Origin of the sequence: Campylobacter sp. 1569, from assembly GCF_024723675.1 — a bacterium.
GTDB classification, from domain to species: Bacteria; Campylobacterota; Campylobacteria; order Campylobacterales; family Campylobacteraceae; genus Campylobacter_D; species Campylobacter_D jejuni_C.
In genome coordinates this window covers 129,903-153,696 of record NZ_JANQDB010000001.1, presented here as the reverse complement: position 1 = coordinate 153,696, position 23,794 = coordinate 129,903, and the positions used below count along the sequence as shown (strand labels likewise).

28 protein-coding genes are annotated in these 23,794 nt (G+C 28.8%); 16 read left to right on the top strand and 12 right to left on the bottom strand.

From position 1 onward, the window contains the following. Positions 1-28 precede the first annotated feature (28 nt). Genes ilvC through CAMP5060_RS00785 form a run of 5 tightly spaced genes read left to right on the top strand, consistent with a single transcriptional unit; the run spans position 29 to position 4,134 of the window. A complete protein-coding gene (gene ilvC, locus CAMP5060_RS00805; protein ID WP_337217721.1) occupies positions 29-1,051 on the top strand; it encodes a ketol-acid reductoisomerase in 1,023 nt (340 codons plus the stop codon). Positions 1,052-1,079: 28 nt separating this feature from the next. After that, complete coding sequence (locus CAMP5060_RS00800; protein WP_337217720.1) at positions 1,080-2,117, top strand: divergent polysaccharide deacetylase family protein; 1,038 nt, start codon at positions 1,080-1,082, stop codon at positions 2,115-2,117. Next, positions 2,104-2,871 carry a DNA-processing protein DprA gene (locus CAMP5060_RS00795; protein ID WP_337217719.1) on the top strand — a complete coding sequence of 256 codons (768 nt, stop codon included), beginning with the start codon at positions 2,104-2,106 and terminating at the stop codon, positions 2,869-2,871. Before CAMP5060_RS00800 ends, CAMP5060_RS00795 begins: the two co-directional genes overlap by 14 nt. After that, a complete protein-coding gene (gene ruvX / locus CAMP5060_RS00790; protein WP_337217718.1) occupies positions 2,868-3,254 on the top strand; it encodes a Holliday junction resolvase RuvX in 387 nt (128 codons plus the stop codon). Before CAMP5060_RS00795 ends, ruvX begins: the two co-directional genes overlap by 4 nt. Next, on the top strand, positions 3,241-4,134 hold the full coding sequence (locus tag CAMP5060_RS00785; RefSeq protein WP_337217717.1) for an RsmB/NOP family class I SAM-dependent RNA methyltransferase: 894 nt from the start codon (positions 3,241-3,243) through the stop codon (positions 4,132-4,134). The genes ruvX and CAMP5060_RS00785 overlap by 14 nt, the downstream gene beginning before the upstream one ends. 189 nt (positions 4,135-4,323) lie before the next feature. Here CAMP5060_RS00785 and rpsO read toward each other — a convergent pair whose 3' ends face one another. Continuing rightward, positions 4,324-4,596, bottom strand: a complete 273-nt coding sequence (rpsO, locus tag CAMP5060_RS00780) for a 30S ribosomal protein S15 (RefSeq protein WP_039618506.1) — start codon at positions 4,594-4,596, stop codon at positions 4,324-4,326. 179 nt (positions 4,597-4,775) lie between these two features. On the opposite strand from rpsO, the gene CAMP5060_RS00775 reads away from it, so the two are divergent. The 5 genes from CAMP5060_RS00775 to CAMP5060_RS00755 are packed head-to-tail and all read left to right on the top strand — an operon-like array spanning position 4,776 to position 9,240. After that, positions 4,776-5,180 (top strand): Rrf2 family transcriptional regulator, encoded by a 405-nt coding sequence (locus CAMP5060_RS00775; protein WP_214125483.1) that lies wholly within the window; start codon positions 4,776-4,778, stop codon positions 5,178-5,180. After that, positions 5,173-7,332, top strand: coding sequence for a flagellar biosynthesis protein FlhA (gene flhA, locus CAMP5060_RS00770; RefSeq protein ID WP_337217716.1), 2,160 nt, complete (start codon positions 5,173-5,175; stop codon positions 7,330-7,332). The genes CAMP5060_RS00775 and flhA overlap by 8 nt, the downstream gene beginning before the upstream one ends. A 9-nt stretch (positions 7,333-7,341) precedes the next feature. After that, positions 7,342-8,394 (top strand): DHH family phosphoesterase, encoded by a 1,053-nt coding sequence (locus CAMP5060_RS00765; protein ID WP_214100374.1) that lies wholly within the window; start codon positions 7,342-7,344, stop codon positions 8,392-8,394. Next, positions 8,378-8,614, top strand: a complete 237-nt coding sequence (locus CAMP5060_RS00760) for a hypothetical protein (protein ID WP_337217715.1) — start codon at positions 8,378-8,380, stop codon at positions 8,612-8,614. Before CAMP5060_RS00765 ends, CAMP5060_RS00760 begins: the two co-directional genes overlap by 17 nt. Beyond that, a complete protein-coding gene (locus CAMP5060_RS00755; protein ID WP_214125487.1) occupies positions 8,611-9,240 on the top strand; it encodes a hypothetical protein in 630 nt (209 codons plus the stop codon). Before CAMP5060_RS00760 ends, CAMP5060_RS00755 begins: the two co-directional genes overlap by 4 nt. Here the strand turns inward: CAMP5060_RS00755 and CAMP5060_RS00750 are convergent. Further along, the gene (locus CAMP5060_RS00750) at positions 9,229-9,360 is read right to left on the bottom strand and encodes a hypothetical protein (protein ID WP_256374638.1); all 132 of its coding nucleotides are present in this window, start codon (positions 9,358-9,360) and stop codon (positions 9,229-9,231) included. The genes CAMP5060_RS00755 and CAMP5060_RS00750 overlap by 12 nt on opposite strands. Positions 9,361-9,600: 240 nt before the next feature. Here CAMP5060_RS00750 and CAMP5060_RS00745 point away from each other — a divergent pair, with 240 nt between their 5' ends. From CAMP5060_RS00745 to dnaK, 3 genes are read left to right on the top strand one after another with little or no spacing between them, the layout of a single operon-like run. After that, on the top strand, positions 9,601-10,383 hold the full coding sequence (locus tag CAMP5060_RS00745; protein WP_214100376.1) for an HrcA family transcriptional regulator: 783 nt from the start codon (positions 9,601-9,603) through the stop codon (positions 10,381-10,383). Beyond that, positions 10,380-10,889 (top strand): nucleotide exchange factor GrpE, encoded by a 510-nt coding sequence (gene grpE, locus CAMP5060_RS00740; protein WP_087685043.1) that lies wholly within the window; start codon positions 10,380-10,382, stop codon positions 10,887-10,889. Before CAMP5060_RS00745 ends, grpE begins: the two co-directional genes overlap by 4 nt. Positions 10,890-10,911: 22 nt before the next feature. Continuing rightward, positions 10,912-12,774, top strand: a complete 1,863-nt coding sequence (dnaK, locus tag CAMP5060_RS00735) for a molecular chaperone DnaK (protein WP_087700645.1) — start codon at positions 10,912-10,914, stop codon at positions 12,772-12,774. Positions 12,775-12,805: 31 nt separating this feature from the next. On the opposite strand, the gene CAMP5060_RS00730 is transcribed toward dnaK, so the two are convergent. The 3 genes from CAMP5060_RS00730 to CAMP5060_RS00720 are packed head-to-tail and all read right to left on the bottom strand — an operon-like array spanning position 12,806 to position 14,869. Then, complete coding sequence (locus CAMP5060_RS00730) at positions 12,806-13,459, bottom strand: DNA/RNA non-specific endonuclease (protein ID WP_047208365.1); 654 nt, start codon at positions 13,457-13,459, stop codon at positions 12,806-12,808. Continuing rightward, complete coding sequence (locus CAMP5060_RS00725) at positions 13,456-13,899, bottom strand: GatB/YqeY domain-containing protein (RefSeq protein WP_087700646.1); 444 nt, start codon at positions 13,897-13,899, stop codon at positions 13,456-13,458. Before CAMP5060_RS00725 ends, CAMP5060_RS00730 begins: the two co-directional genes overlap by 4 nt. Before the next feature lie 10 nt (positions 13,900-13,909). Then, positions 13,910-14,869, bottom strand: a complete 960-nt coding sequence (locus CAMP5060_RS00720; protein ID WP_337217714.1) for a Ppx/GppA phosphatase family protein — start codon at positions 14,867-14,869, stop codon at positions 13,910-13,912. Positions 14,870-14,924: 55 nt separating this feature from the next. Between CAMP5060_RS00720 and CAMP5060_RS00715 the strand changes: the two genes are divergently transcribed. The 3 genes from CAMP5060_RS00715 to CAMP5060_RS00705 are packed head-to-tail and all read left to right on the top strand — an operon-like array spanning position 14,925 to position 18,356. After that, positions 14,925-15,692 carry a pyridoxine 5'-phosphate synthase gene (locus CAMP5060_RS00715; RefSeq protein ID WP_087700648.1) on the top strand — a complete coding sequence of 256 codons (768 nt, stop codon included), beginning with the start codon at positions 14,925-14,927 and terminating at the stop codon, positions 15,690-15,692. Beyond that, positions 15,689-16,789, top strand: a complete 1,101-nt coding sequence (gene pdxA / locus CAMP5060_RS00710) for a 4-hydroxythreonine-4-phosphate dehydrogenase (protein WP_337217713.1) — start codon at positions 15,689-15,691, stop codon at positions 16,787-16,789. The genes CAMP5060_RS00715 and pdxA overlap by 4 nt, the downstream gene beginning before the upstream one ends. A 46-nt stretch (positions 16,790-16,835) precedes the next feature. Then, the gene (locus CAMP5060_RS00705) at positions 16,836-18,356 is read left to right on the top strand and encodes an inorganic phosphate transporter (RefSeq protein ID WP_039628409.1); all 1,521 of its coding nucleotides are present in this window, start codon (positions 16,836-16,838) and stop codon (positions 18,354-18,356) included. On the opposite strand, the gene mnmH is transcribed toward CAMP5060_RS00705, so the two are convergent. From mnmH to CAMP5060_RS00670, 7 genes are read right to left on the bottom strand one after another with little or no spacing between them, the layout of a single operon-like run. After that, positions 18,351-19,334 carry a tRNA 2-selenouridine(34) synthase MnmH gene (gene mnmH / locus CAMP5060_RS00700; RefSeq protein WP_337217712.1) on the bottom strand — a complete coding sequence of 328 codons (984 nt, stop codon included), beginning with the start codon at positions 19,332-19,334 and terminating at the stop codon, positions 18,351-18,353. The two genes, CAMP5060_RS00705 and mnmH, sit on opposite strands and share 6 nt — an antisense overlap. After that, positions 19,327-19,815 (bottom strand): HIT family protein, encoded by a 489-nt coding sequence (locus CAMP5060_RS00695; RefSeq protein ID WP_087700651.1) that lies wholly within the window; start codon positions 19,813-19,815, stop codon positions 19,327-19,329. The genes mnmH and CAMP5060_RS00695 overlap by 8 nt, the downstream gene beginning before the upstream one ends. Continuing rightward, positions 19,815-20,417: an indole-3-glycerol-phosphate synthase TrpC gene (locus CAMP5060_RS00690; protein WP_214136017.1), complete on the bottom strand. Its 603-nt coding sequence runs from the start codon at positions 20,415-20,417 to the stop codon at positions 19,815-19,817. Before CAMP5060_RS00690 ends, CAMP5060_RS00695 begins: the two co-directional genes overlap by 1 nt. Continuing rightward, complete coding sequence (locus CAMP5060_RS00685; RefSeq protein ID WP_214125501.1) at positions 20,402-21,637, bottom strand: tetratricopeptide repeat protein; 1,236 nt, start codon at positions 21,635-21,637, stop codon at positions 20,402-20,404. The genes CAMP5060_RS00690 and CAMP5060_RS00685 overlap by 16 nt, the downstream gene beginning before the upstream one ends. Beyond that, positions 21,613-21,984: a YkgJ family cysteine cluster protein gene (locus CAMP5060_RS00680; RefSeq protein WP_087700654.1), complete on the bottom strand. Its 372-nt coding sequence runs from the start codon at positions 21,982-21,984 to the stop codon at positions 21,613-21,615. Before CAMP5060_RS00680 ends, CAMP5060_RS00685 begins: the two co-directional genes overlap by 25 nt. Continuing rightward, entirely contained in the window at positions 21,974-22,666 is a 693-nt protein-coding gene (locus CAMP5060_RS00675; RefSeq protein WP_214136016.1) for a tRNA1(Val) (adenine(37)-N6)-methyltransferase, read from the bottom strand. Before CAMP5060_RS00675 ends, CAMP5060_RS00680 begins: the two co-directional genes overlap by 11 nt. Continuing rightward, complete coding sequence (locus CAMP5060_RS00670; RefSeq protein ID WP_214100388.1) at positions 22,660-23,604, bottom strand: NAD(P)-binding domain-containing protein; 945 nt, start codon at positions 23,602-23,604, stop codon at positions 22,660-22,662. Before CAMP5060_RS00670 ends, CAMP5060_RS00675 begins: the two co-directional genes overlap by 7 nt. Between the last annotated feature and the right edge of the window lie 190 nt (positions 23,605-23,794).

Sequence of the window (23,794 nt, the reverse complement as noted above, 5' to 3'; positions counted from 1 at the left end):
GCTTTAATTTTAATTTTAGGAGTGCATAATGGCTGTGTCAATTTATTATGATAAAGATTGTGATATCAATTTAATAAAATCAAAAAAAGTAGCTATTATAGGTTTTGGCTCTCAAGGTCATGCTCATGCTATGAATTTAAGAGATAGTGGCGTAGAAGTGATCATAGGCTTAAAAGAGGGTGGACAAAGTTGGGCAAAAGCTCAAAAAGCAAATTTTATAGTAAAAAGTGTAAAAGAAGCTACTAAAGAAGCAGATTTGATTATGATTTTAGCTCCTGATGAAATTCAAAGTGAAATTTTTAATGAAGAAATTAAACCTGAATTAAAAACAGGTAAAACTCTAGCATTTGCACATGGATTTAATATCCATTATGGACAAATTGTTGCTCCAAAAGGTATAGATGTGATTATGATAGCTCCTAAAGCTCCAGGTCATACTGTAAGGCATGAATTTAGTATAGGTGGTGGTACTCCTTGTTTAATTGCTATCCACCAAGATGAAAGTAAAAATGCTAAAAATTTAGCTTTAAGTTATGCTAGTGCTATAGGTGGTGGTAGAACAGGTATTATAGAAACGACTTTTAAAGCTGAAACTGAAACAGATTTATTTGGCGAACAAGCGGTGCTTTGTGGAGGACTTAGTGCTTTAATCCAAGCTGGTTTTGAAACCTTAGTTGAAGCAGGGTATGAACCTGAAATGGCGTATTTTGAGTGTTTGCATGAAATGAAATTAATTGTAGATTTGATTTATCAAGGTGGTATTGCTGATATGAGATATTCTGTTTCTAATACTGCTGAATATGGAGATTATATCACAGGGCCTAAGATTATTACCAAAGAAACTAAAGAGGCTATGAAAGGTGTTTTAAAAGATATACAAAATGGAAGTTTTGCTAAAGATTTTATCTTAGAAAAAAGAGCGAATTTTGCAAGAATGCACGCAGAGCGTAAATTAATGAATGATTCTTTGATAGAAAAAACAGGACGCGAACTTCGCGCTATGATGCCTTGGATTAGTGCTAAAAAATTAGTTGATAAAGATAAAAACTAATTTGAAAACTATAAATAAAAAATACAAAGTGCTTTTAGCACTTTGTCTTGTTATATTTGGAATTTTTCTTTTTGCATTTGGAGCTTTGTTTTTAAAAAAAGAAGAAAATAAAGGTTTAGATTACAATCAAACAATAAACAAAAAAGAACCATTATCTATAATAGAACAAGAAAATAATTTTAGTTTTAATGATATAAATTTGACTTTAGAAAATGAAAATTTAGAATTTTTAGATAAAAATATTAGTGAAATTTTAAATTTAAACCCTGTAAATACAGAGTTAAATCAAACCAAAGAAGATAATCAAACTTCAATTTTAGAAGTAATAGATCAAAATATAAGCAAAGAATCAAAAAATGAAGAGCAAAATATATCAGATAAAAGCGAGGATAACAAAACTCAAATTCTAGTACAAAAAAATACCAAGCCTCGTCTAGCAATTATCATAGATGATATGGCAAGTCACACTCATGTAGATATGCTTAAAAAAACAAATTTAAAATTAATCCCATCTTTTTTTCCACCTGATAAACGCCATCCTTATACAGCTGAGTTTGCAAAGGATTTTGACTTTTTTATGGTGCATTTGCCTCTTGCTGCTATAAAATATGACAAGGCAGAATTAAACACTTTACACCCTAGTGATGATATGGAAAAAATAAGCAAGCGCATTGCTTTTGTAAAAGAACAATTTCCAAAAGTAAAATTTATTAACAACCATACAGGAAGTTTATTTACTGCAAATAAGCAGGCTATGGAAAAATTATTTAATGCTTTTAAACAAAATGATTTTATTTTTGTAGATTCAAGAACCATAGGAAATTCTAAAGCTAAAAAATTAGTAAGTCAATTTAATCAGCCTTATATAGCTAGAGATGTTTTTTTGGATAATGAAGATGATATAGCATATATTAAAAATCAACTCAAACAAGCAGTAGAAGAGGCAAGAAAGAAAGGTTTTGCTATAGCTATTGGTCATCCAAGAGAAAAGACTTTTAAAGCTTTGGTGCAAAGTAAAGATTTGTTAAATTCAGTTGAACTTGTATATTTAAATGAAATTTATTGAGAATATTGAAAATTTTAAAAATCTTTTAAATCCACCTTCAAAGATTTATTATAAAGGCAATTTAGAGCTTTTAAATGCTAGAAAAGTAGCTATTATAGGTTCTAGAAAAATGAGCGTTTATACTAAAAATTGTCTCATTGAGTTAGTATCTTTGTTAAAAAAAACTAAGGTTTGTGTAGTAAGTGGTGGGGCTTTGGGTGTGGATATCCAAGCAGCTAAAATAGCTTATCCTCAAACTATAGCTATATTTGCTAATGGACTTGATGAGATTTATCCAAAAGCTAATACAAATGAAATTTTAAATATTTATGAAAATGCATTAGCTTTAAGTGAAAATGAAGCAAAATATAAAGCAAAGCCATATGATTTTTTATTAAGAAATAGGCTTATTATTGCTTTAAGTGAGGTTGTTATAATAGCTCAAGCTGATTTAAAAAGTGGTTCTATGCAAAGTGCAAGGCTTGCTTTGAGTATGAATAAACCTATATATGTATTACCTCATAGAAAAGATGAAAGTGAAGGAACAAATTTGCTTTTAGCCACAAAAAAAGCAAATTTAATTCATAATTTTGAGGAATTTGCAAAAATGTTTGGAGAGCTTTATCAAGAGCAAAGTGAGGATGATTTGTTAAGCTTTTTAAAGCATGAAAATGATTTAGAAAAAGTTTTGAAAAAATTTGGTGATAGAGTTTATGAATATGAACTTGAGGGTCTGGTGGAAATTTCTGGAGTGAAAATAAGAGCTTGCATATGAATACTTTAGCATTAGATATAGGTTTAAAGCGTATTGGTGTTGCTTTGTGTGTTAATAAAAGTATAGCTATGCCACTTGAAGCTATTATTAGAAAAAACCGTAATCAAGCAGCAAATGAAGTAAAAAAGTATATCAAAGAGTATGGTGTAAATACTTTAGTAGTAGGAGTTCCTTTAGGTGGATCTAGCGAGAATGAAATGCGAAAAAGGATAGAACATTTTATATCTTTACTTGATTTTGACAAAGAAATTTTTTTTATTGATGAGAGTTTTAGTTCTAAAAATGCACAAGAACTTGGCATGGTAAATTTAAAGAAAAAAGATGGCAAACTTGATTCTTTGGCTGCATATTTATTTTTAAAGGATTTTTATGGCCTTGCTTGATTTAAATACAGCTTTAGATGAAATTTATACAAAAGAGCAAAAAGAACAAATCCTTCAAAGTTTTAATCAAGAAAAATATGTCAATATTTTTAGAAATTCTTTACTTATTGGTAATGATGAATTAGAAGAAATTTTAAATAATGAAAATATAAAATTTGAAAAAATTGATCCATATTGCTATAAAATACCTAGTATTTTTAAAAGCAAACTAAGCTCAATGAAAGCTTTTAATGAGGGTAAGTTTTATATACAAAATTATTCTTCATATTTATGCGCTAAAACTTTAGGTGTTAAAGCTGGTGAGAATGTGTTAGATATGTGTGCAGCTCCTGGTGGAAAAAGCTTAAATTTAGCTAATTTTATGCAAAATGAGGGTTATTTAGCAAGTTGTGAATTATCTAAAACACGTTTTTTTACCTTAAAAAAAACTATGGAAAATTATCAAGTTAAAATTGCAAAATGCTTCTTAAAAGACGCACGCACTATAGGCAAGGCTTGTCCTTTAAAATTTGATAAAATTTTACTTGATGCACCTTGCTCAACTTTTGCAAAAATGGGTTTTGAAATCCAAAAAAACACAAAAGAAATTAAGCAAATTGCAAATTTACAAAAAAAACTTTTGCATTCAGCATTGCTAGCTTTAAAACATGGTGGAGAGTTAGTATATAGCACTTGTACATTTTTAAGAGAAGAAAATGAGGCAGTTTTAGAAAACGCACTAAGAAATGAAAATTTTAAATTAGAATTGCTTGATTTTGATTTAGCTAATGTTAATTTTATTTACTCAAGAAGTGATGAATTTGATTTATCACTTGCTAAAAGAGTTTTGCCAGATGACTATGCAGATGGGTTTTTTATAGCAAAAGTGAAAAAACATTAAAAATCAATAAATTTAAATGTGAAAAATATTTTTATTTATAAAACTTAAAGTGCTATTTTTAGATACTTAGAAGACAAATTCACATTGTGAAACTCTTGTGAATAAAATATCAAAATTTTGAAAGCTTAAATTAAAGTAGTAGTAAATAAATATAATAAAAAATATATTAAAGACAAATAAGCACGAGGCTTATTTATCTCTTAAGTTTAATTCGCTGATTAATTTAGTGTAAGCTTGATAATCTTTTCTTTTTAGATAAGATAAAAGTCTTTTTCTTTGACCAACAAGCTTTAAAAGACCTAAACGAGAAGAAAAATCTTTTTTGTAGATTTTTAAGTGTTCTGTTAAATCTGAAATTCTTGCACTTAAAAGTGCGATTTGAACTTCTGGAGAACCTGTATCTCCTTCTTTTCTAGCAAATTTTGCAACTATTTCTGCTTTTTTAGCCGAATCTAAAGCCATAATAGACCTCCTGAGCGGTATTTAAATTAAAAGGTGTAATTATAACCAAAAAACCAAAAAAAATGCTGAATTTTAAAAAATATGAAATTTAATATTTATCGATACTTATTTTTGATATAATAAAAATTTTTATTAATAACCAAAAATAATATATTATATTTATAACTTGAAAGGAACAAATGTTATTTACCAAAGCTAGCGAATATGCTTTATTGTCTTTAATTCATATAGCAAAATCCCAAGAACCACAAGATGTAGATACTATGTCAAACGTTTTGGATATACCAAAAAGTTTTTTAGCAAAAATTTTACAAGCTCTTGCTAAAGATGCACTTTTGAAATCTTATAAGGGTGCTAAAGGTGGATTTATGCTTGTTAAAAAGCCAAGTGAATATACTTTAAAAGAAATTATTAATAGTGTAGAGAAAAAATCTATTAATGTATTTGAGTGTAGCAATGGAATTTGTCCTTCTCAAAAAGAAGATAATTGCAAAATTATGCCTATTTTGGTGAAACTTCAAAATAAAATCGATGATTTTTTAGTTTCTATTACTCTAGAGGATATTATTCAAAATAATGGCTAAAAGGGATATTTTTAGCTTAGTATTGCCTTGGATTGCTCCGCTTGTTGCACCTATTTTAAAGGCAAAGAGTCTAACTATAGTAGCTGTAATTATTGCAATTTTAGCAATTATTATAGTGCCTTTACCAAGTATAGTTTTAGACTTTTTTCTTGCTTTAAGTATTGCAATTTCGGTTTTAATTATTTTAATTTCTTTATATATACCAAAACCTACAGATTTAACAACTTTTCCAACGTTGATTTTGATCATCACGCTTTTTAGACTTTCACTTAATATTGCCACAACGCGTATGATTTTAAGCGAGGGTCATCAAGGTCCAACTGCTGTTAGTGATATAGTGGCAAGTTTTGGTGAATTTGTTGTTGGTGGTAATTATGTTATAGGTATGGTTGTTTTTTGTATTTTGGTTTTGATTAATTTTATGGTTGTAACCAAAGGTAGTACAAGGGTTTCTGAAGTTCAAGCAAGATTTACTCTTGATGCAATGCCAGGCAAGCAAATGGCTATTGATGCGGATTTAAATGCAGGTTTGATTGATGAAAAAACTGCACGTGCAAGACGTCAAGAAATCATAGCTGAAGCAAATTTTTATGGAGCAATGGATGGTTCTTCTAAATTTATAAAAGGGGATGCTGTTGCTGGGATTATTATCACTATTGTAAATTTAATTGGTGGGTTTATGATAGGTTATTTTCAGCATGATATGGAGCTTGGAGAATGTGCTTCAACTTATACTATATTAACAATAGGTGATGGACTTGTTTCTCAAATTCCTGGACTTATAACTTCAACAGCAACTGCAATTATCATCACGCGTGCTAGTAAAGATGAGGATAATTTTGCTGAAGGTTCTATTAATCAGCTTTTAGGGGAATATAAAACACTATTAATTGTAGGCTTTGTTTTATTTATTTTTGCTTTAGTACCTGGTTTACCACATTTTTCTTTGGGCTTTATGGCTTTAGTGTTTTTAGGACTTGGTTATATGATAAAACAAGTACAAGAAGGTAAAATTCAAATCAATGCAATTTCAGCTAAAAAATCCCAAGAAGCTGATGATCAAGAGCAAGCTAAACCTCAAAAACGTAGCGAGGAAGAAATTTTAAAAGAAGAAGAAAATAAAATCACAGATATTTTAAAATTAGAAATTTTAGAATTAGAATTAGGCTATGGACTTATTAAGTTAGCAGAAAGTGAATTAACAGAGCGTATTAGATCAACAAGACGCAATATAGCTCAAAGTTTAGGCTTTTTAATGCCAAAAATTAGAATTAGAGATAATTTACAATTAAAGCCTAATGAATATACTTTTAAACTCAAAGGTGTGGGTATAGCTAGTGCTGAAATTTATCCTGATAAATATCTAGCTATGGATAGTGGATTTATCACTGAACCTATCGAGGGCATAGCTACTAAAGAACCTGCCTTTAATTCTGATGCTTTGTGGATAGAATCATCTTTAAAAGATGAGGCAACACTGAATGGTTATATTGTAATTGATCCAGCAAGCGTGATTTCAACCCATATGAGTGAGCTTATAAAAGCCAATGCTTCAGAGCTTTTAACTAAACAAGAGGTTCAAAATTTATTGGATAAAATCAAAAATGATTATCCTATCGTGGTAGATGATTGTTTAAGGGTTGCTAGTATAGGTTTGATTCAAAAAGTTTTAAAAGCTTTACTTAAAGAGCATATTCCTATTAAAGATATGCTTACGATTTTAGAATCAATTAGTGATATAGCTGAAGTAAGCAAGAGTTTGGATATGATTATTGAGCATGTAAGAGCTTCTTTAGCAAGAGCAATTACAAATTTATATGTAGATGAAAAAGGGCAAATTAGCTTTTATATTTTTGATGCAGCTGCTGCTGCAAAGTTAATGGAGCATGTGCAGTTTAAAGATGGTTCGTATCATTTAATGATAAATGTAGCTCAAACTGGTGTTTTAGTGGAGGCTTTAAAAGCTGAACTTGCAAGTGTAGCAAATACAAGAATTAAGCCTTTCTTGCTTTGTGTTGAGCCGCAACTTAGAAAATTTATAGCCGATATTTGCTCTAATTTTGGTATTAATATTACGGTTTTAAGTTTTGCTGAGATTGCAGAAAATACCAAATTTGAAACAGAAGGTATCATAAAAGTTGATAATTTATAAAGGAAAAATATGAAAATTTATCATCTTTCACATACGGATTTAGATGGCTATGCTTGTCAGTATGTGCTAGATTTTTATTTTAAGAATTGTTATTTTTATAATTCTAATTATGGTAAAGAGATTAATGAAAATTTTAATGTGATTTTTAAAAATATAGAGGAAGATTTAAAGCAAAATCCTAATGAAGAATTTGTGATTTTAATCACGGATTTAAATTTAACTTTAAGTCAATGTGAAGATTTTCAAAAAGCTATAGAAGGTAAAAAAATCAAACTTTTACTTTTAGATCATCATCAAAGTGGCTTAGAATGTATGCAAAAATATCCTTGGTATTTTTTAGATGATAAAAGATGTGCTACTAAGATTGTTTATGATTTTTTTAGTAAATGTTATGGCGAAAATAAAGCTTTGTCAGAATTTGTAGATGTGGTAAATGCAGTAGATATTTGGTTGAGTGAAGATGGGAATTTTGAACTTGGAAAAGTATTGCTTGGTATGGTTTCTGGAGCAAAAGAAATCAATAGAGTAATGTTTGCACAAGAAAATATCAAATATCTTTTTTATCTTTTTGATGTTTGTAGAAAATACATTCATCAAAAAAATGCTCATATTAATTTAGATGATGATTTGCATGGCTTAAAAAAATCTTTTTTCAAAAAAGAAAATGATGACACCTTAAGCAATTTAATTTCTAAATTTGTGGTAGAAAGACTAAGTGTAAATAAGGAAAAATTTAGTGTATTCTATAAAGGAAGTAAAGGTTTATTAACTTCAAATATAGGCAATACTTCTGTAATTGGAAATGATTTTTTAATGCAAAATCCTGATTTTGATTTTTTTGTTGATCTTAGTTCAAGAAAAACCTTAAGTTTTAGAGCAAATAATAAAATCGATGTGAGTTTGATGGCTAAAAGCTTGGTCAATGGGGGAGGGCATAAAAATGCTAGCGGTGGATTGTTTGCTGCGTATAAAGATAGCTCTAATTATGATTTCATAAAAGCACAATTTGTGGATTTGATTAAAAGCAAAGAATTAAAGGAAAATAATGAAAACAAATCATGATTTTAAAGAAGAAATAGAAAATTTACAATATGAATTAAGCATAGTTTTAGAGGCAATGCTTTTGTTTGCTGGGGTAAAAAGAGCAAAATTAGAAAAAGCAATTGAGGTTTATATTGATTGTATTGATGAAGTTTGTCATAATACCCAAAAAGAAGGAGTTGATGAGATCTTAGAAGTAGTAGAGTACTTAAAAAATCATCATAAAGATTTATTTGAATGAAAATTTTATTATTGCTTTTTGCGGGAATTTTTTCTTATGCAAATATCTATGAAGATTTAAGTGATTTTGCTTACAATAAACAAAACACGCTAAATTTAAGCTCAAGTCAAGCTTTATTTTTAGAATACAAACAAAACAAACAAGCTTGTGTGGATATAGTGCTTGCTAAAAATAAGGCTTTCGTGGTTAAAATTTATCCATTGTGTGAAAATCTAAACGAAAAAAGTCTAAATGAATACTTAAATACGCAATTTATAAGTTTATACACTAAAGATTTGTCAAAATTAAGAAAAGAAATTATTGATATTAAAAATATAATGCGTGATTTTATGATTTATTATACCTTACATCAATCTTTTGCAAATGAAATTAAGAAAATGAGTAAAAATGATAAACTACAAGCGTATAAACTAGATGAGAAAAAAGGTGGAAAAATTCTTTACAAGGTTAATAATCAAGCTTGTGTAATTTTTGATTTATATTTAGATGAAAATTTGCAAGCTAGTATGCAAGTAAGTGGAATGGAAAATTTGGATAAAACTTGTATGGAATTAATCTCATCCCCTGATTTTAAAGACTTATCTTTCACAAAAGAGGGTATGAGAAAATATAAATTAAAAAACTAATCTAAAAAATCTTAAATAATACAACTTTAAAATTCTACTTAAAGCCATTTTTTTTCTTTCTATATTGGAAAACACATAAGCTTCAAGATCTTGCTTTTCTCTTAAAGTAAGATTTTTCATTATTGTAAACCTTTTAAAAAATATTGCTAGACGCAATTATATTATCTTTTCTTTTAAAAAAACTGAAAAATAAGTTTTTATATATTATATTTAAATGACTAAATAAACTTTAGTTATATAGACTAAATAAATTTAAATATTTTTATTTAAAAATAACTTGACATTATTATACTAAAGTTGTATAATTATTTTGTCACTTAAAAACATTGAGTGCTAAATTAAAAAAACTAAGGTTTTATAGTGAAGTCTTATAGTAAAAAAGATTTAATTTTAAAAACCATCATTGAGACCTATTTAGAGGGTAATAATCCTGTGGGTTCTAATGAGTTAAATCATAAAGTTAGCATACCTGCTTCTACTATAAGAGTTTATTTTAAAAAATTAAGTGATGAAGGTGTATTAACGCAACTTCATATTAGCAGTGGTCGCATACCAACTTTTAGTGCTATGAAGGCTTATTGGTATGAGCAACTTTGCGAAAATGAGATTGTGATTAATGATCTTGCCTTGTTGGAGTTTTTGCTTGATAAGTTTGAAATTTATACCTTAGTTTATGGTGGCGATGAGCTTATTTTGCAAGATATTGCCAAGGTTAATGATAAATTTATCATACTTGATTTTGGACAAAATGAGTTGGTTTTAAGATTTAGTCAAGATGGTTTTATTTTTTTGCAAAGACTTGTAGGACTTGATCTAAAAAGTATTGAAAATTTAGCTTTTAGAGTTGAGTTTAAAGAGTTGTTAGAGAAGATAGCTATGCTAAAAGAAGCTATGGTTTATTATAGATATAATGAGAGCAAAGCTTATCAAATTTATCAAAATGATGAATTTGCTAAGCTTTTATCTCCTCAAATTGGATTTTATTTTAACGATAAATTGCAATTTGATCCTTTGTTTGAAGAGGGTTTTATGGGATTAAAGCTTAAGGGTACATTTTTAGGTAAAGAATCTAATGTGGTTTTTGCTGGTAGTGTGTATTCTGATTTTAAAACAATGTTAAATATTATAAAGGAGGCTGCGTGAGCGAAGAAAAGCAAAATGAGCAAATGCAAGAAGAAGCAGTGGAAAATTCAGAAAATCAAAACAATGAATTAGAAAAACTTCAAGCAGAGTATAATGAGTTAAAAGATACTTATTTAAGAGCAAATGCTGAATTTGAAAATATCAAAAAAAGAATGGAAAAAGAAAAAATTTCAGCAACAATTTATGCAAATGAAAGTTTTGCTAAAGATTTGCTTGATGTAGTTGATGCATTAGAGGCGGCTATTAATGTAGAAGCTAATGATGAATTAAGTTTAAAAATCAAAGAAGGGGTTCAAAACACTTTAGACTTGCTTTTGAAAAAACTTGAAAAACATATGGTTAAAGTTATAGAAGCAAATGGTGAGTTTGATCCAAATTTACATGAAGCAATGTTTCATGTTGAAAGCGCTGATCATGAAAGCAACCATATCGTTCAGCTTTTACAAAAGGGCTATATGATGAATGATAGGGTAATTAGATCAGCAAAAGTTAGTGTTGCAAAATAAAATTTAATAAAAAGGATAAAAAATGGCAAAAGTTATAGGTATAGATTTAGGTACAACAAATTCTTGTGTGAGTGTGTATGAAAGAGGTGAGAGTAAAGTTATCCCAAATAAAGAAGGTAAAAATACTACTCCTTCGGTAGTTGCTTTTACAGATAAGGGAGAAGTTTTAGTTGGAGATAGCGCTAAGCGTCAAGCTGTGACTAATCCTGAAAAAACTATTTATTCTATAAAAAGAATTATGGGTTTGATGATCAATGAAGAAGCAGCAAAAGAAGCTAAAAATCGCTTACCTTATCATATCACAGAAAGAAATGGGGCTTGTGCGATTGAAATAGCAGGTAAAATTTATACTCCACAAGAAATTTCAGCGAAAGTTTTAATGAAATTAAAAGAAGATGCAGAGGCTTTCTTGGGTGAAAAAGTAGAAGATGCGGTTATTACTGTTCCAGCGTATTTTAATGATGCACAAAGAAAAGCTACAAAAGAAGCAGGGCAAATTGCAGGATTGAATGTATTAAGAATTATTAACGAACCAACTGCAGCAGCTTTAGCTTATGGACTTGATAAAAAAGAAAGTGAAAAAATTGTAGTTTATGATTTAGGTGGTGGTACATTTGATGTTACCGTGCTTGAAACAGGTGATAATGTTGTAGAAGTTTTAGCAACCGGTGGTAATGCATTTTTAGGTGGCGATGATTTTGATAATAAGTTAATCGACTTTTTAGCAAATGAGTTTAAAGATGAAACAGGTATTGATCTTAAAAACGATGTAATGGCTTTACAAAGATTAAAAGAAGCAGCTGAAAATGCTAAAAAAGAATTAAGTTCAGCTAATGAAACTAATATTAATTTACCATTTATCACAGCTGATGCAAGTGGTCCAAAACACTTAACTAAAACTCTAACAAGAGCTAAATTTGAAAGTATGATTGATGGTTTGGTTGCTGAAACTATTAGTAAGATTAACGAAGTAGTAAAAGATGCAGGGCTTGACAAAAATGAAGTAAAAGAAATCGTTATGGTGGGTGGTTCTACTCGTGTTCCACTAGTACAAGAAGAAGTTAAAAAAGCTTTTGGAAAAGAGCTTAATAAATCAGTAAATCCTGATGAAGTTGTTGCAATAGGTGCAGCAATTCAAGGTGCGGTTATTAAAGGTGATGTTAAAGATGTATTATTGCTTGATGTTACTCCACTTTCTTTAGGTATTGAAACTTTAGGTGGTGTGATGACTAAAATCATCGAAAAAGGTACAACTATACCAACTAAAAAAGAACAGGTTTTCTCAACTGCTGAAGATAATCAAAGCGCAGTTACTATCAATGTTTTACAAGGTGAGAGAGAATTTAGCCGTGATAATAAATCTTTAGGAAATTTCAATCTTGAAGGAATTCCACCAGCACCTCGCGGCATGCCACAAATTGAAGTAACTTTTGATATTGATGCAAATGGTATTTTAACAGTTAGTGCAAAAGATAAAGCTACAGGTAAAGCTCAAGAGATTAAAATCACAGGTTCAAGTGGACTAAGTGAAGAAGAAATCAACAACATGGTAAAAGATGCAGAGCTTCACAAAGAAGAAGATAGAAAACGCAAAGAAGCAGTAGAAGCTAGAAATGCTGCTGATAGTTTGGTACATCAAGTAGAAAAATCTTTAAGTGAGCTTGGAGATAAAGTAGGCGATGATGATAAAGCAAATATCCAAAAAGCTTTAGATGAGTTAAAAGAAACATTGAAAAATGCTAATGCTTCTAAAGAAGAAATCGAAGGCAAAATGAAAGCTTTAAGTGAAGTTTCTCATAAATTAGCAGAAAATATGTACAAAAAAGAAGAACCAAATGCTCAAAAGAAAAAAGATGATGATGTAATTGATGCTGAAGTTGAGTAAAAACTAAACTAGAGGCCTTGTTGCTTCTAGTTTAATCAATATATTTTTTACAATCTTCCTTAAAATAATTTCTATCAAATCTTGCAAAATTATCATTATTTGGCACTTTATAACATTCGCTGAAATTTTTTGCCTTAAGAATTTTGACATAAAAACTAGGAATGGCTATGTTGTTTTTAATGCGTTTTGGCTTATCATCATAAAGTACTAAATTTAAGACTTCTAATTCTTTATTTTTCTTTGCTAAATATCTTTCTCTTTGTTCGATTTCATTCCAAATTTCTGCATTAATATCTTTTTTTTGCGGAGTTATGTTGCTCATTAAAAAAGTGCTAAGTTGGGCTTGTGGGGTCGCATTCATGGATTGATTTGGCACGACATGCCCTCTTGTATAACCACTTCTTAGATAATCCTCCCAATAAGTTCTGTATTTTTTAGGTATATTGGTATCTTCTTGAAATCTTGGGCGTTTTTTGATGTGTCCTTGATTTAAAATTTTAGCTTCTAGTTTATAAGCAATAGCCTTAGTGCCTTTATAATTATAATCATAACAATTAATATAATAATATTTATCCATTAATAAAGAGCAGTCTTTAAAATAAGCTTTAAAGCTAGGATGCAATTCATATTGGGTATAAGCAAAAGAGCTTAAAGCTAAGGCGCAAAGTGTTAAAACTTTTTTCATGCTAAAAGCTTTCTTACCATTTCATTAAGTCTTTTACCATCAACGCTTACGCCAAAAGCTGCTTTAGCTTCTTTCATCAAAATACCTTGTTCTTTTAAAGAGCTAATTTGTAATTTATCTATAAGTTTTTTTAGCTCACTTTCTAATTCCTCATCGCTAAGTTGTTTTGGCAAATAAGCACTTAAAATAGCTACTTCTTGGAGTTCTTTTTGTGCTAAATCTTCTCTAGAGCCTTTAGAAAAAGCCAAAGCTGCTTCATTTCGTTTTTTAATCTCACTCGCAATGATTTTGTATATTCTTTCATCACTAAGCGTAATTCTCTCATCAACTTCTATTTGTTTAAAGCTAGCATTAAGCGTTCTTAAAGTGTTTCTTTTAAAATCATCTTTATTACGCATAGCTTCTTTAATATCTTCTAAAATTTGATCTTTTAAACTCATTTTTTCTCCTTTAAAATTTGATATTTTTAAAATGTGCTATACACACACCTTCTCTAACACCATCATCAATCACAATGAGCTTTTGATTATTAAATAAAGCAAAAAGTATCATTGAGCCTGCTATGAGGTATTTTTTTCTATTTTCTCCAAGATAAATTTTAGCTTTTTCTTGTTCTAAATTCCAAATTTTTAATGCAAAATCAAAAAAATCTTTGCGTTTGAGTATTTTACCATTTACACTTTCTTCTAGGTAATCTTTGTATTTTATGTTTTGTTTATAAGCACAAAGTGTGGTAGGTACTCCTGAATTTAGTATGAAAAAATTCCCTTTTAATTTTATATTTTTACTAAGATTAAAAGCTTTTAAGGCAAGTTGCTTTAAATGTGCAGGGTAGGGGCTTAGATGAATTTTTAATTTTTCATCTTTAATATGCGCAAGATTTTGTGGATATTTTTTTAAAAATCTTACATAAGCACTTGGTTTTATGGCTTTAAAATGCATTCTTTCATAAAAACTAATAATTCCAAAATCATAACTTTTGCTAAACTTATCATTTGAAATTTCACAAGAAGCACCACCTAAATCACAATAGTTTAGGTCTTTTCTAAAAAGTTTAAGAGCTTTAAGACGCTCTTGCATACCCAAAATACTTAGTTTTGCTTCGGTTTTTGCATCGATTAATTTTACATCAAGTTTAAATTCTTTTTGAATTTTTTCAAAAATAAACTCAGTATTTTTTGCTTTTCTAAAAGCAGCTGTGGCGACTGCTTTGGCTTGGCTTAAGTCATAATTTTTTTCTTTTAAGATTTTTAAAGCGCTAAAAATTCTTTCTATAGCTTCATCACTAATGGTATCATTTTGCATATTTTTAGCTGCCCCTATGATAAATTCTTCGCTTTTTAATTTATTAAAATTCTCATCCATTAAAACAGCTCTTAATGTATTTGAACCCATATCAATACCTAGCACTAGCTCTCCTTAAAAAATTTAAAGTATAATAGCAAAAAACTTATAAGGAAAACTTATGCTTTTAGGGGTTAATATCGATCATATAGCAGTTTTAAGAGAAGCTAGAAAAGTAAATGATCCTGATTTACTTGAAGCTGCATTTTTGAGTGCAAATTTAGCTGATCAAATCACTATCCATGTAAGAGAAGATCGTCGCCATGCTAATGAGTTTGATTTAGAAAATATTTTAAAATATTGCAAGTGTGTAGTGAATTTAGAATGCTCTATTGATATGATAGAATATGCTTTAAAATACAAACCCTCACGCGTTACTTTAGTACCTGAAAAAAGACAAGAGCTTACAACAGAAGGTGGTTTAAATTTAGACAATGAAAAACTACAAGAAGCTATTAATGCTTTAAAGCAAGAGCAAATCGAAGTTTCTTTATTTATTGATCCAAATTTAGAAGATATCAAAAAATCATCTTCTTTAAATGCTGATTTTATAGAGCTTCATACAGGTTTGTATGCTAATATTTATAATGCATTATATACTAATATCAATCAAACTTCTTATGCATTGCCTAAATTAATTTTAAGTAAGAATGAACTCAAAAAGCTTTTAGAAAATGAACTCCAAAGATTAAAACAAAGTGCAAGTTTGGCTAAGAATTTAAATTTAAGAGTAGCTGCTGGACATGGGCTTAATTATAAAAATGTAAAAAATATTGTAGATATTTTAGAGATAGAAGAGTTAAATATAGGTCAAAGCATAGTAGCAAGATCGGTTTTTGTGGGCTTAGAAAAAGCTATATTGCAAATGAAAGCTTTGATTAAAAGATGAAAAAAATTGCTATTAGTATAGGGGATTTAAATGGCATAGGTATACAGATTTTATTAGCTTGTCATGATGAGCTAGTAAAAATTTGCGAACCTTATTATTTTGTACATTATGAATTATTTCAAAAAGCAAGTAAGCTTTTGAAAATAAATCCTAAATCCAAAATCAATTTAGTTGAAATTTCTAATGCTTCAAAACCACAATTTAGTTTTAAAGAAGAAAAAGAAAATTTTTTAATTTATGAGTTTTCATATCAAGCTAGCAAAATTATTGATTTTGATTTTGAGTTAAATCCTGCGAATTTAGACGCTAAAAGTGGGGTTTATTCTTTTTTAAGTTTTGAAGGAGCTAGTTATTGCACGCATTTATTTTTAGATGCTTTGGTAACTTTACCGATTAATAAAAAGACTTGGCAAATGGGGGGAGTGAACTATAAAGGTCATACTGAGGCACTAAGAGATTTTTTCAAACAAGATGCTATTATGATGTTAGGGTGTGATGAGCTTTTTGTGGCTTTGTATACTGAGCATATGGCTTTAAGAGATGTTTATAAAGAGATTAAGGCTTTTGAGCTTGCGCAATTTTTAATTAATTTTTATCAATGCACTTTATTTGAAAAAATTGGAGTTTTGAGTTTTAATCCTCATGCAAGTGATAATGGCGTAATAGGCGGAGAAGAAGAGAGGGAAATAAAAAAAGCTATAAGAATGGCAAATGTATTTTTAAAAGATTACACGTTAAATTTACAAAATTTAGAAAATGAAGATTTTTTAAGTCAAAAAGAAAAAGAGTTTTCTTATAAGGAAAATATTTATTTAAGTGAGCCTTTAGTGGCTGATAGTGCTTTTACCCCTTTTGCGTTAAGTAAATGCAAGTATTTAGTGAGTATGTACCATGATGTAGGCTTAGCGCCTTTAAAGGCTTTGTATTTTGAAAAAAGTATTAATGTAAGTTTAAATTTACCTATAATTCGTACTAGTGTTGATCACGGAACAGCTTATGATAGGGCCTATAAAAATGAAAAAATTAATTTACAAAGTTATATGCAAGCAGTGAAATCTGCTTTGCAATTTTTAAAAATCAAAGAAAAAACTAAGTAAAAGTTACTAAAATTAATTCATTGAAATAAATTCTTAAGGAGAATGCTTGAGTAAAGATAATGCTATTGCATTTTTTATTTTTATTGTGAGTGTTTTATGCTTTTTTGTTTGGGGGTATAATTATATTCCTAATAATTCCATGATATTATTTATCCTTGCTAGTGTATTTGGTATTTTCATGGCCTTTAATGTCGGTGGTAATGATGTTGCAAATTCATTTGGTACTAGTGTGGGTGCTAAAACAGTTACTATAAAACAAGCTTTGATTATTGCAGCGGTATTTGAATTAAGCGGAGCTGTGTTTGCAGGAGGAGAAGTAACAAATACTATAAGAAGTGGTATAGTAGTTTTACCTGATGGAATTAATCCCATGGTATTTGTATGTGTAATGCTCTCAGCTTTGCTAAGTTCAGGAATTTGGCTTTTTGTAGCGACTAAAAAAGGACTTCCAGTTTCTACTACTCATAGTATTATAGGAGGTATTGTAGGCTCAAGTATTGCTATGGGCTTTGTATTTTTTGATCAAGATCAAGCATTATCTATGGTAAATTGGAATGGTATTTATAAAATAGCTATGAGTTGGGTTATTTCGCCTTTGCTTGGTGGGCTTGTGGCGTATTTAATTTATGCTTATATTTATAAAAAAATTCTAAAGCCATCAGAAGAAATAACTCTTGTGGTAAAAGAAATCAAAAAAGAAAAAAAAGCATTTAAAGAAGAATATTTTAAAAATTTAAAAAACAAAAGTCAAGAAGAGCAAATCAAAGAACTTAGTGCTATTGTTTTAGATGATGATGAAAAAAGAAGTGAATATAAGTTAAAAATCAAAGAATTAAAAGAAAAAGAAAAAAACATAGATGTTTTCTCAAGAATGAAATTTCATGTTCCTTTAATAGCAGGTGTAGGCGCATTGACTATTGCTTCTATGTTTTTATTTAAGGGTTTAAATAATGTTTCTACTTTAGATGTAATGCAAAATTTATGGATAGTTTCGATCATTTCTATTTTTGCTTATATTGTTACTTTAGCGGTTGTGAGATTGATGAAAAAAACGCAGGTTAATAAGACCATAGAAAAGATTTTTTCGTGGTTTCAAATTTTTACTGCTTCAAGTTTTGCTTTTTCACATGGAGCTAATGATATAGCTAATGCTCTTGGGCCATTTGCTGCTATTTTAGATGTACTTAAAAATAATACCATTAATCCTAGCTCACCAGTGCCTTTTGCTGTAATGCTTATGTTTGGCATAGCTTTAGTTATTGGACTTTGGTTTTTAGGTAAAGAAGTTATTCAAACTGTGGGTTCAAAACTTGCTGAAATTAAACCAACAACAGGCTTTAGTGCTGAACTTGGTGCAAGTATTGTTATACTTTTAGCCACTCAACTTGGAATTCCAGTTAGCTCAACCCATATTTTAATCGGTGCAATTTTAGGTATAGGAGTGTTTAATAAAGATGCTAAATGGGCTATGATGAAGCCTATTGGTTTAGCATGGGTGATTACTTTACCAGTTGCTGGAATTCTTTCAAGCATTATTTTTATTATCTTTGTAAATACAATCTTATGAGTTTAAACTCATAAGATGTTTTTTAGCTTCATCTAAATTAGAACTATTGATAAAATAATCAATTTTTGCAGGTTTTTTATATACTTTATCATAATATTCAAAAAGCATTTTTACACAAAGTTCTAAATTGTTTTCTTCATAATTTTGACAAAGTTTCATTTTGAAATCTTTACTGATATAAGGTGATATTTTTTCAACACATTGATAAAATACTTTTTTATCCATAGGAGTGTAGTTTTTTAAAACTCTTTGAATGCGTAAATTCGTGTCGCATTCACACCAAATTTTCTTAGCTTTTTGCATGCTATTGTATAAATTTAAAGGAATAGTTAAATTTCCAATTTGTCTGCTTTCAGCTTCTATAAAACAAGTTTTATGAGTATAATCTTTTAAAAAATAAAACAACTCATCTTCAAAAGCTTTTTGACTTGGTTGTTCTCCATAAATTTTACCAAAACTTGATCCTTGGTGGTTAGCTAGTTTTTCTAAATTTAAAGCATTGTCTAAAGTTTGGATTAAATCACTTTTACCACTTGCTGTATTACCACAAAGACATAAAAACTCAATATTTAAATCTTTGGTAAAAAACTCACTCACATAGCTTCTATAAGCTTTATATCCACCTTCTAATCTTACAACCCTATAACCAAGTTCAGCTAAGATTAAAGCAATGGCTTTTGATCTTTTACCACCCCTTGCACAATAAATTCCCACTAAAGAGCCTATTTTATAATTTTGATAAATTTTATTAATATGCTCACTCATATTTTTACAAATATAACTTGCACCTTTTGCTTTAGCTAGGCCTTTGTTTTTCTTATAAAGTGTGCCTATTTCTTCAAATTCATTATCATTGAGTGCGTAGTAGTTTTGCGCAGATTTTATATGAGCAAGTTTGTATTCTTTAGGACTTCTTACATCGATTAAAAGATCAAAATTAAATTTTAAAAAATTTTCAAAATCAACTTCTTTATACATAGTCTTTAAAAGCTTTACATAAGGTGGTATAAACTTTTTCTAAATCACTCCCGCAAACTCTAGTTTGCCCTATGGTAGTGATAAAATTTGTATCGCCTTGCCATCTTGGGATTAAATGATAATGACAATGTGGTGCTATACCAGCTCCTGCTGCACTGCCTAAATTCATACCTATATTAACACCCTTAGCGTGAAAGTTTTCTTTTAAAATTTTAACTCCAATACGCACAAAATGGCTAATTTCTAGCCATGTATCATTACTTAAATCTTCTATATTTTCTAAATGCTCATAAGGGATAATCATAAAATGACCCGGACTATAAGGGTATTTATTCATAATACCAAAACATTCTTTAGCTCTAAAAATCACCCCAAGTTTTTCATCTTCATTAAGTTCATGCTTGCAATGACAAAAAGGGCAAAAATTTTTATCTTTATTGTTAAAATAAACATCCCTCCAAGGTGCGTATAAATACTCCATCAACTCTCCTTTATGCAAGCATGTAGATTTTTAATATTTTTACTTATAAGAGCTTTATTTTTTGGTATCAAAGGCAATAGCTTTTCATCTTCTAATAAAAAAATTCTAGCTCCTGCTAAAATAGCATTATTAAGATCGCTTTTGCTTTCAAGGTAAAAAATAGCCTCTAAGCCAAGATGTATTGTAAAATTATAGAGTTTTTTTAGTTGCATAGTTTTTAGCATTTTAGGAAATACAATAAACGCATCAGCTCCATACACCAAGCTTTCTAAAATTTGATATTCATCAAAAATAAAATCAAATTGCACAATAGGTTTTTCATTATAGCGCCTAAAAAGACTTAAATTTTGTATGTCTTGATGAAGCAAAGGGCTTGTTGGTAAGATGATGGCATCAAAATTTTCATGATTAAAATTTAAATCTTTAGAATATAAAAAATGTGAAAGTTTTCCTTCAAGTAAAAGTGTATAAATATCTTTAGGATAAAAGGCATTAGAAGCTAGACTTCTACCTAGCATATCATAAGGAAAAATTTCTTTTTTATTTTCAAGAATTTTTTGTGTTTTTGAAAAATGATTTTTTAAATCTATTGTTTTAAACATTTTTCAATGGCCTTTAAATGCTCTTTACTTTCATCTGAGCTTGAAAATTCTTTATCATGCAGTGTTTTTTGCAAAATTTCATAAGCCTTTTTGCAATCTTTAAGTTTATAATAGCCCCAAGCTAAAGAATCAAGATAATAAAGATTTTGTGGTTCTTGTTCAAGTGCCCAGCCTACTAGCTCCATACCTTTGGCTATATCAATATCATATTCAATCAAGGCATAGCCATAGTAGTTTTGATATAAAGCATCACTGCGTACATCTACGCTTTGTTCAAATTTTTTCATGATAGAAGCTAGAATTTTTGGGTCCGTGACTTTTTTACTTTTAGGATCCATATGAATTTCAAATTCTAAAACACCTGCCATAGAAAGATATTTTTTATCTTTACTAAGTTCATAATGTTTTAAAGCTATTTCATAAGCTTTTTTATAATCTTTTGTTTGTGTATATAAGAAAATTTTAGTATCAGGATCTATGTTATATTTTTGGGTTAAATTTAGAGCTTGAGTATAATTTTTTTCTTGTACTAGTAATTCTATCATAGCGTAGATGTATTTAATATCATTGTTGAGTTTATATAGCTTTTCAAGGGTTTGAATACTTGCTTTATAATCTTTTTGCTCTTGATAAATTTTTAAAAGTAGGGTGCATGTTTTAAGGGTGCAATGTGAGTTTTTTACAAATTCTTCTAAGGCCTTTTTGGCTTGGTTGATATTTTTATTTTTGATATTAATTTCAACTATTTTAAGTAATAAATTTTCATGCTCAAAAAGCTTATAAGCAAGATTGTATTGCTCTAAAGCTTTAGTGTATAAAGCTTTTTTGGCAAAAATATCGCCTAATATTTCATAATTTCTATAATCTTGTTCCTCTTTAATGAGTTTATAAAGTATAGCTTCAGCTTGTTTATAATCTCCTATTTCAAAAAAATATAAAGCATTTAATCTTGCAATGGCTGTGTGTTCTAAAAAGTCTTTAGAAGCTTTTAAAAGCTCATCTTTTTGTTTTAAATTAGCACTTAAAGCTAAAAGTAAAGCCTTTTGTAAATAAATACTTTCATTATTTTCATGAAATAAATTTGTATAAATATCACATGCTTTTTGAAATTGTCCATGCTCTTCATAAATAAGTGCTTGTAGGATTTTATCTTCTCCTTTAGCTAAAGCAAGGCTTGTTAGGATAAAAACTATAATTAGTGAAAGCAAACCCCTATACATTCTTTTTTTAACTCCTCTTTGTGTGTTTTAAAATACTCCCAAAATGGAAAAGTTCTACATTGTTTTGGTCTATGCTTGTAAATTAAACATTTTTTATACATTGTATCAAAAAAAATACAACGATAGCCATTTTCATACTTTGCTTCTTTAAAGCTATATTTAAACCCAACTTTGATGAGGTATTGTTCTTTAAAGACTTCAAAGCTTAATTTTAAAAAACTAGCAATAGCTTCTAGTTCTTCTTTGCTAGCATAGATATATCCACTTTCTCCAGTGCAACACCTCCCGCCACATTTTTCACAAGCACTTTCATCAAAAGAATAATCAAAACCTTTTTCACACATCATAGCTTATAGTTCCTGTATTTTTATAAATTTCACTAATTTTTGGATTTAAAACATCATTTTCATACATAAAAAGCGTAGGCATTATCGCACAAGGGCTTTTGCTGTTTTTTTTAATATGCATTAAAACAAGTCTTGCGTTAGTTTGTGTATTGGTATGAATGCATTGAAGTGAAACTAGTTTTAGTTTAAATTGTCTTAAATAAGCACAAATTGCATCTATAAAACTTGCCTCATAACACATAAAAAAACTACCATTTGGTTTGATTAAAGTATTTATTTTAGCAAACATCTTCTCAAGTGGCATAAATTCTTGATATCTTGATATACATAAATGTAAATCTTGGCTTTTTTGCGTATTTTTTTTATAAAATGGAGGGTTAGAGATTAAAAAATCAAATTTTGTATTACTTTTATAGTTTAAAAAGTCTTCACAAATGCCTTGAATTTCAAGTTTATTTTCTTTGGCATTTTTATAACTTAGTTTGATATTTTGCTCTTGGATATCTAGTAGATAAACATTTGAATTTGGAAATTTTTGCTTTATCAAAAGTCCTAAAATTCCACAACCACATCCTATATCAAGGATATTTCCTTTTAAATTATATTTAGATAAAAAGTCAAAAAGCAAAAGACTATCGTTATTATAGCGATAGCCTTTTGAATATTGAAAGAGTTTTAGCATTTATAAAGATGATCGCAGATTTTAAATGAATCATTTAAACCCACTACAATAGAAGCTCCGTTTTTACTCGCTATATCACCTGCTACGAATAATCCTTTTACATTGCTTTCTTTATTTTCATCAAAGCTTGGTACACCTTTTTCATCAACTTCTATAGAGCATTTTTGTAAGAAATCAAGTGGAGTTGAACCACCAATAGCATAAATAATACGATCATAAATCTCATTTGTATCATTAGTAAAATTTACTTTAGCTTTACCGCTTTCATCTTCAATGCTAGTTATATCTATGCCAAGTTTTGCTTTTATGCTGCCTTGCTCAAAAGCTTTTTGAATATCTTCAAGATTGATATCGTTTAATCTCGAGAAGGTTTCTCTTCTATAGCAAAGTGTCACATCATTATTTTTAGCTAAATCTATAGCATATTCTGCTGCTGAATTTCCACCACCTACAACTAAGATTTTTTCACCTTGGCTTGTTGAGTTTGCATTAAAATTGATGATTTTAGTTAAAGTTATAGGTAGAGTATAGCTTGGTTTATTTGGTTTACCCATTCTACCTATGGCAATAACTGCATTTTTGCAAATATAATTTTCATTTGCAGTACTAACGATGAAATTTTCTCCATCTTTTTTAATGCTTTCAACTTCACTAGAAAGTTTTACTTCAAGGTTATGTTCTTTAATGGCATTTTGGAAAGTTTCTATTGTGCTTTCTCTAGTCCCATCTTCAAAATTTATATGTCCGTGATTTGTACTATCGCAACCTTTATAAGCTTTGTCTACTCTTTTACCTTCTTTGTAAAATTTTACTAAGGTTTGACAAATCGCATCAGCTTTTTCTAAAACAACAACTTCTTTATTTTTTATTTTAGCTTCTACTCCTGCTGCAATACCTGCAGGACCAGCGCCGATAACTACCATATCAAAAATTTTCATTATTTCCCTTTTTTAGTATTTTTAATATGTAAATGTATCAAAAAAATGATAATGAAATATAAAAATTATCTGTAATTTTTATATTTCATAGAATTTTTATCGTAATTATATTTTATTTAATTAATAATTTTTTTTAAAAAATATCTTAAATGTGTAAAAAAATATATCAATTTTTAATTTTTATCTAAAA

Bases quoted from the DNA above. Each gene is read 5' to 3' on its own strand.
- ilvC (WP_337217721.1), top strand. From the start codon at position 29: ATGGCTGTGTCAATTTATTATGATAAAGATTGTGATATCAATTTAATA.
- CAMP5060_RS00795 (WP_337217719.1), top strand. From the start codon at position 2,104: ATGAAATTTATTGAGAATATTGAAAATTTTAAAAATCTTTTAAATCCA.
- ruvX (WP_337217718.1), top strand. From the start codon at position 2,868: ATGAATACTTTAGCATTAGATATAGGTTTAAAGCGTATTGGTGTTGCT.
- CAMP5060_RS00785 (WP_337217717.1), top strand. From the start codon at position 3,241: ATGGCCTTGCTTGATTTAAATACAGCTTTAGATGAAATTTATACAAAA.
- rpsO (WP_039618506.1), bottom strand. From the start codon at position 4,596: ATGGCTTTAGATTCGGCTAAAAAAGCAGAAATAGTTGCAAAATTTGCT.
- CAMP5060_RS00775 (WP_214125483.1), top strand. From the start codon at position 4,776: ATGTTATTTACCAAAGCTAGCGAATATGCTTTATTGTCTTTAATTCAT.
- flhA (WP_337217716.1), top strand. From the start codon at position 5,173: ATGGCTAAAAGGGATATTTTTAGCTTAGTATTGCCTTGGATTGCTCCG.
- CAMP5060_RS00765 (WP_214100374.1), top strand. From the start codon at position 7,342: ATGAAAATTTATCATCTTTCACATACGGATTTAGATGGCTATGCTTGT.
- CAMP5060_RS00760 (WP_337217715.1), top strand. From the start codon at position 8,378: ATGAAAACAAATCATGATTTTAAAGAAGAAATAGAAAATTTACAATAT.
- CAMP5060_RS00755 (WP_214125487.1), top strand. From the start codon at position 8,611: ATGAAAATTTTATTATTGCTTTTTGCGGGAATTTTTTCTTATGCAAAT.
- CAMP5060_RS00750 (WP_256374638.1), bottom strand. From the start codon at position 9,360: ATGAAAAATCTTACTTTAAGAGAAAAGCAAGATCTTGAAGCTTATGTG.
- dnaK (WP_087700645.1), top strand. From the start codon at position 10,912: ATGGCAAAAGTTATAGGTATAGATTTAGGTACAACAAATTCTTGTGTG.
- CAMP5060_RS00730 (WP_047208365.1), bottom strand. From the start codon at position 13,459: ATGAAAAAAGTTTTAACACTTTGCGCCTTAGCTTTAAGCTCTTTTGCT.
- CAMP5060_RS00725 (WP_087700646.1), bottom strand. From the start codon at position 13,899: ATGAGTTTAAAAGATCAAATTTTAGAAGATATTAAAGAAGCTATGCGT.
- CAMP5060_RS00715 (WP_087700648.1), top strand. From the start codon at position 14,925: ATGCTTTTAGGGGTTAATATCGATCATATAGCAGTTTTAAGAGAAGCT.
- pdxA (WP_337217713.1), top strand. From the start codon at position 15,689: ATGAAAAAAATTGCTATTAGTATAGGGGATTTAAATGGCATAGGTATA.
- mnmH (WP_337217712.1), bottom strand. From the start codon at position 19,334: ATGTATAAAGAAGTTGATTTTGAAAATTTTTTAAAATTTAATTTTGAT.
- CAMP5060_RS00695 (WP_087700651.1), bottom strand. From the start codon at position 19,815: ATGGAGTATTTATACGCACCTTGGAGGGATGTTTATTTTAACAATAAA.
- CAMP5060_RS00690 (WP_214136017.1), bottom strand. From the start codon at position 20,417: ATGTTTAAAACAATAGATTTAAAAAATCATTTTTCAAAAACACAAAAA.
- CAMP5060_RS00685 (WP_214125501.1), bottom strand. From the start codon at position 21,637: ATGTATAGGGGTTTGCTTTCACTAATTATAGTTTTTATCCTAACAAGC.
- CAMP5060_RS00680 (WP_087700654.1), bottom strand. From the start codon at position 21,984: ATGATGTGTGAAAAAGGTTTTGATTATTCTTTTGATGAAAGTGCTTGT.
- CAMP5060_RS00675 (WP_214136016.1), bottom strand. From the start codon at position 22,666: ATGCTAAAACTCTTTCAATATTCAAAAGGCTATCGCTATAATAACGAT.
- CAMP5060_RS00670 (WP_214100388.1), bottom strand. From the start codon at position 23,604: ATGAAAATTTTTGATATGGTAGTTATCGGCGCTGGTCCTGCAGGTATT.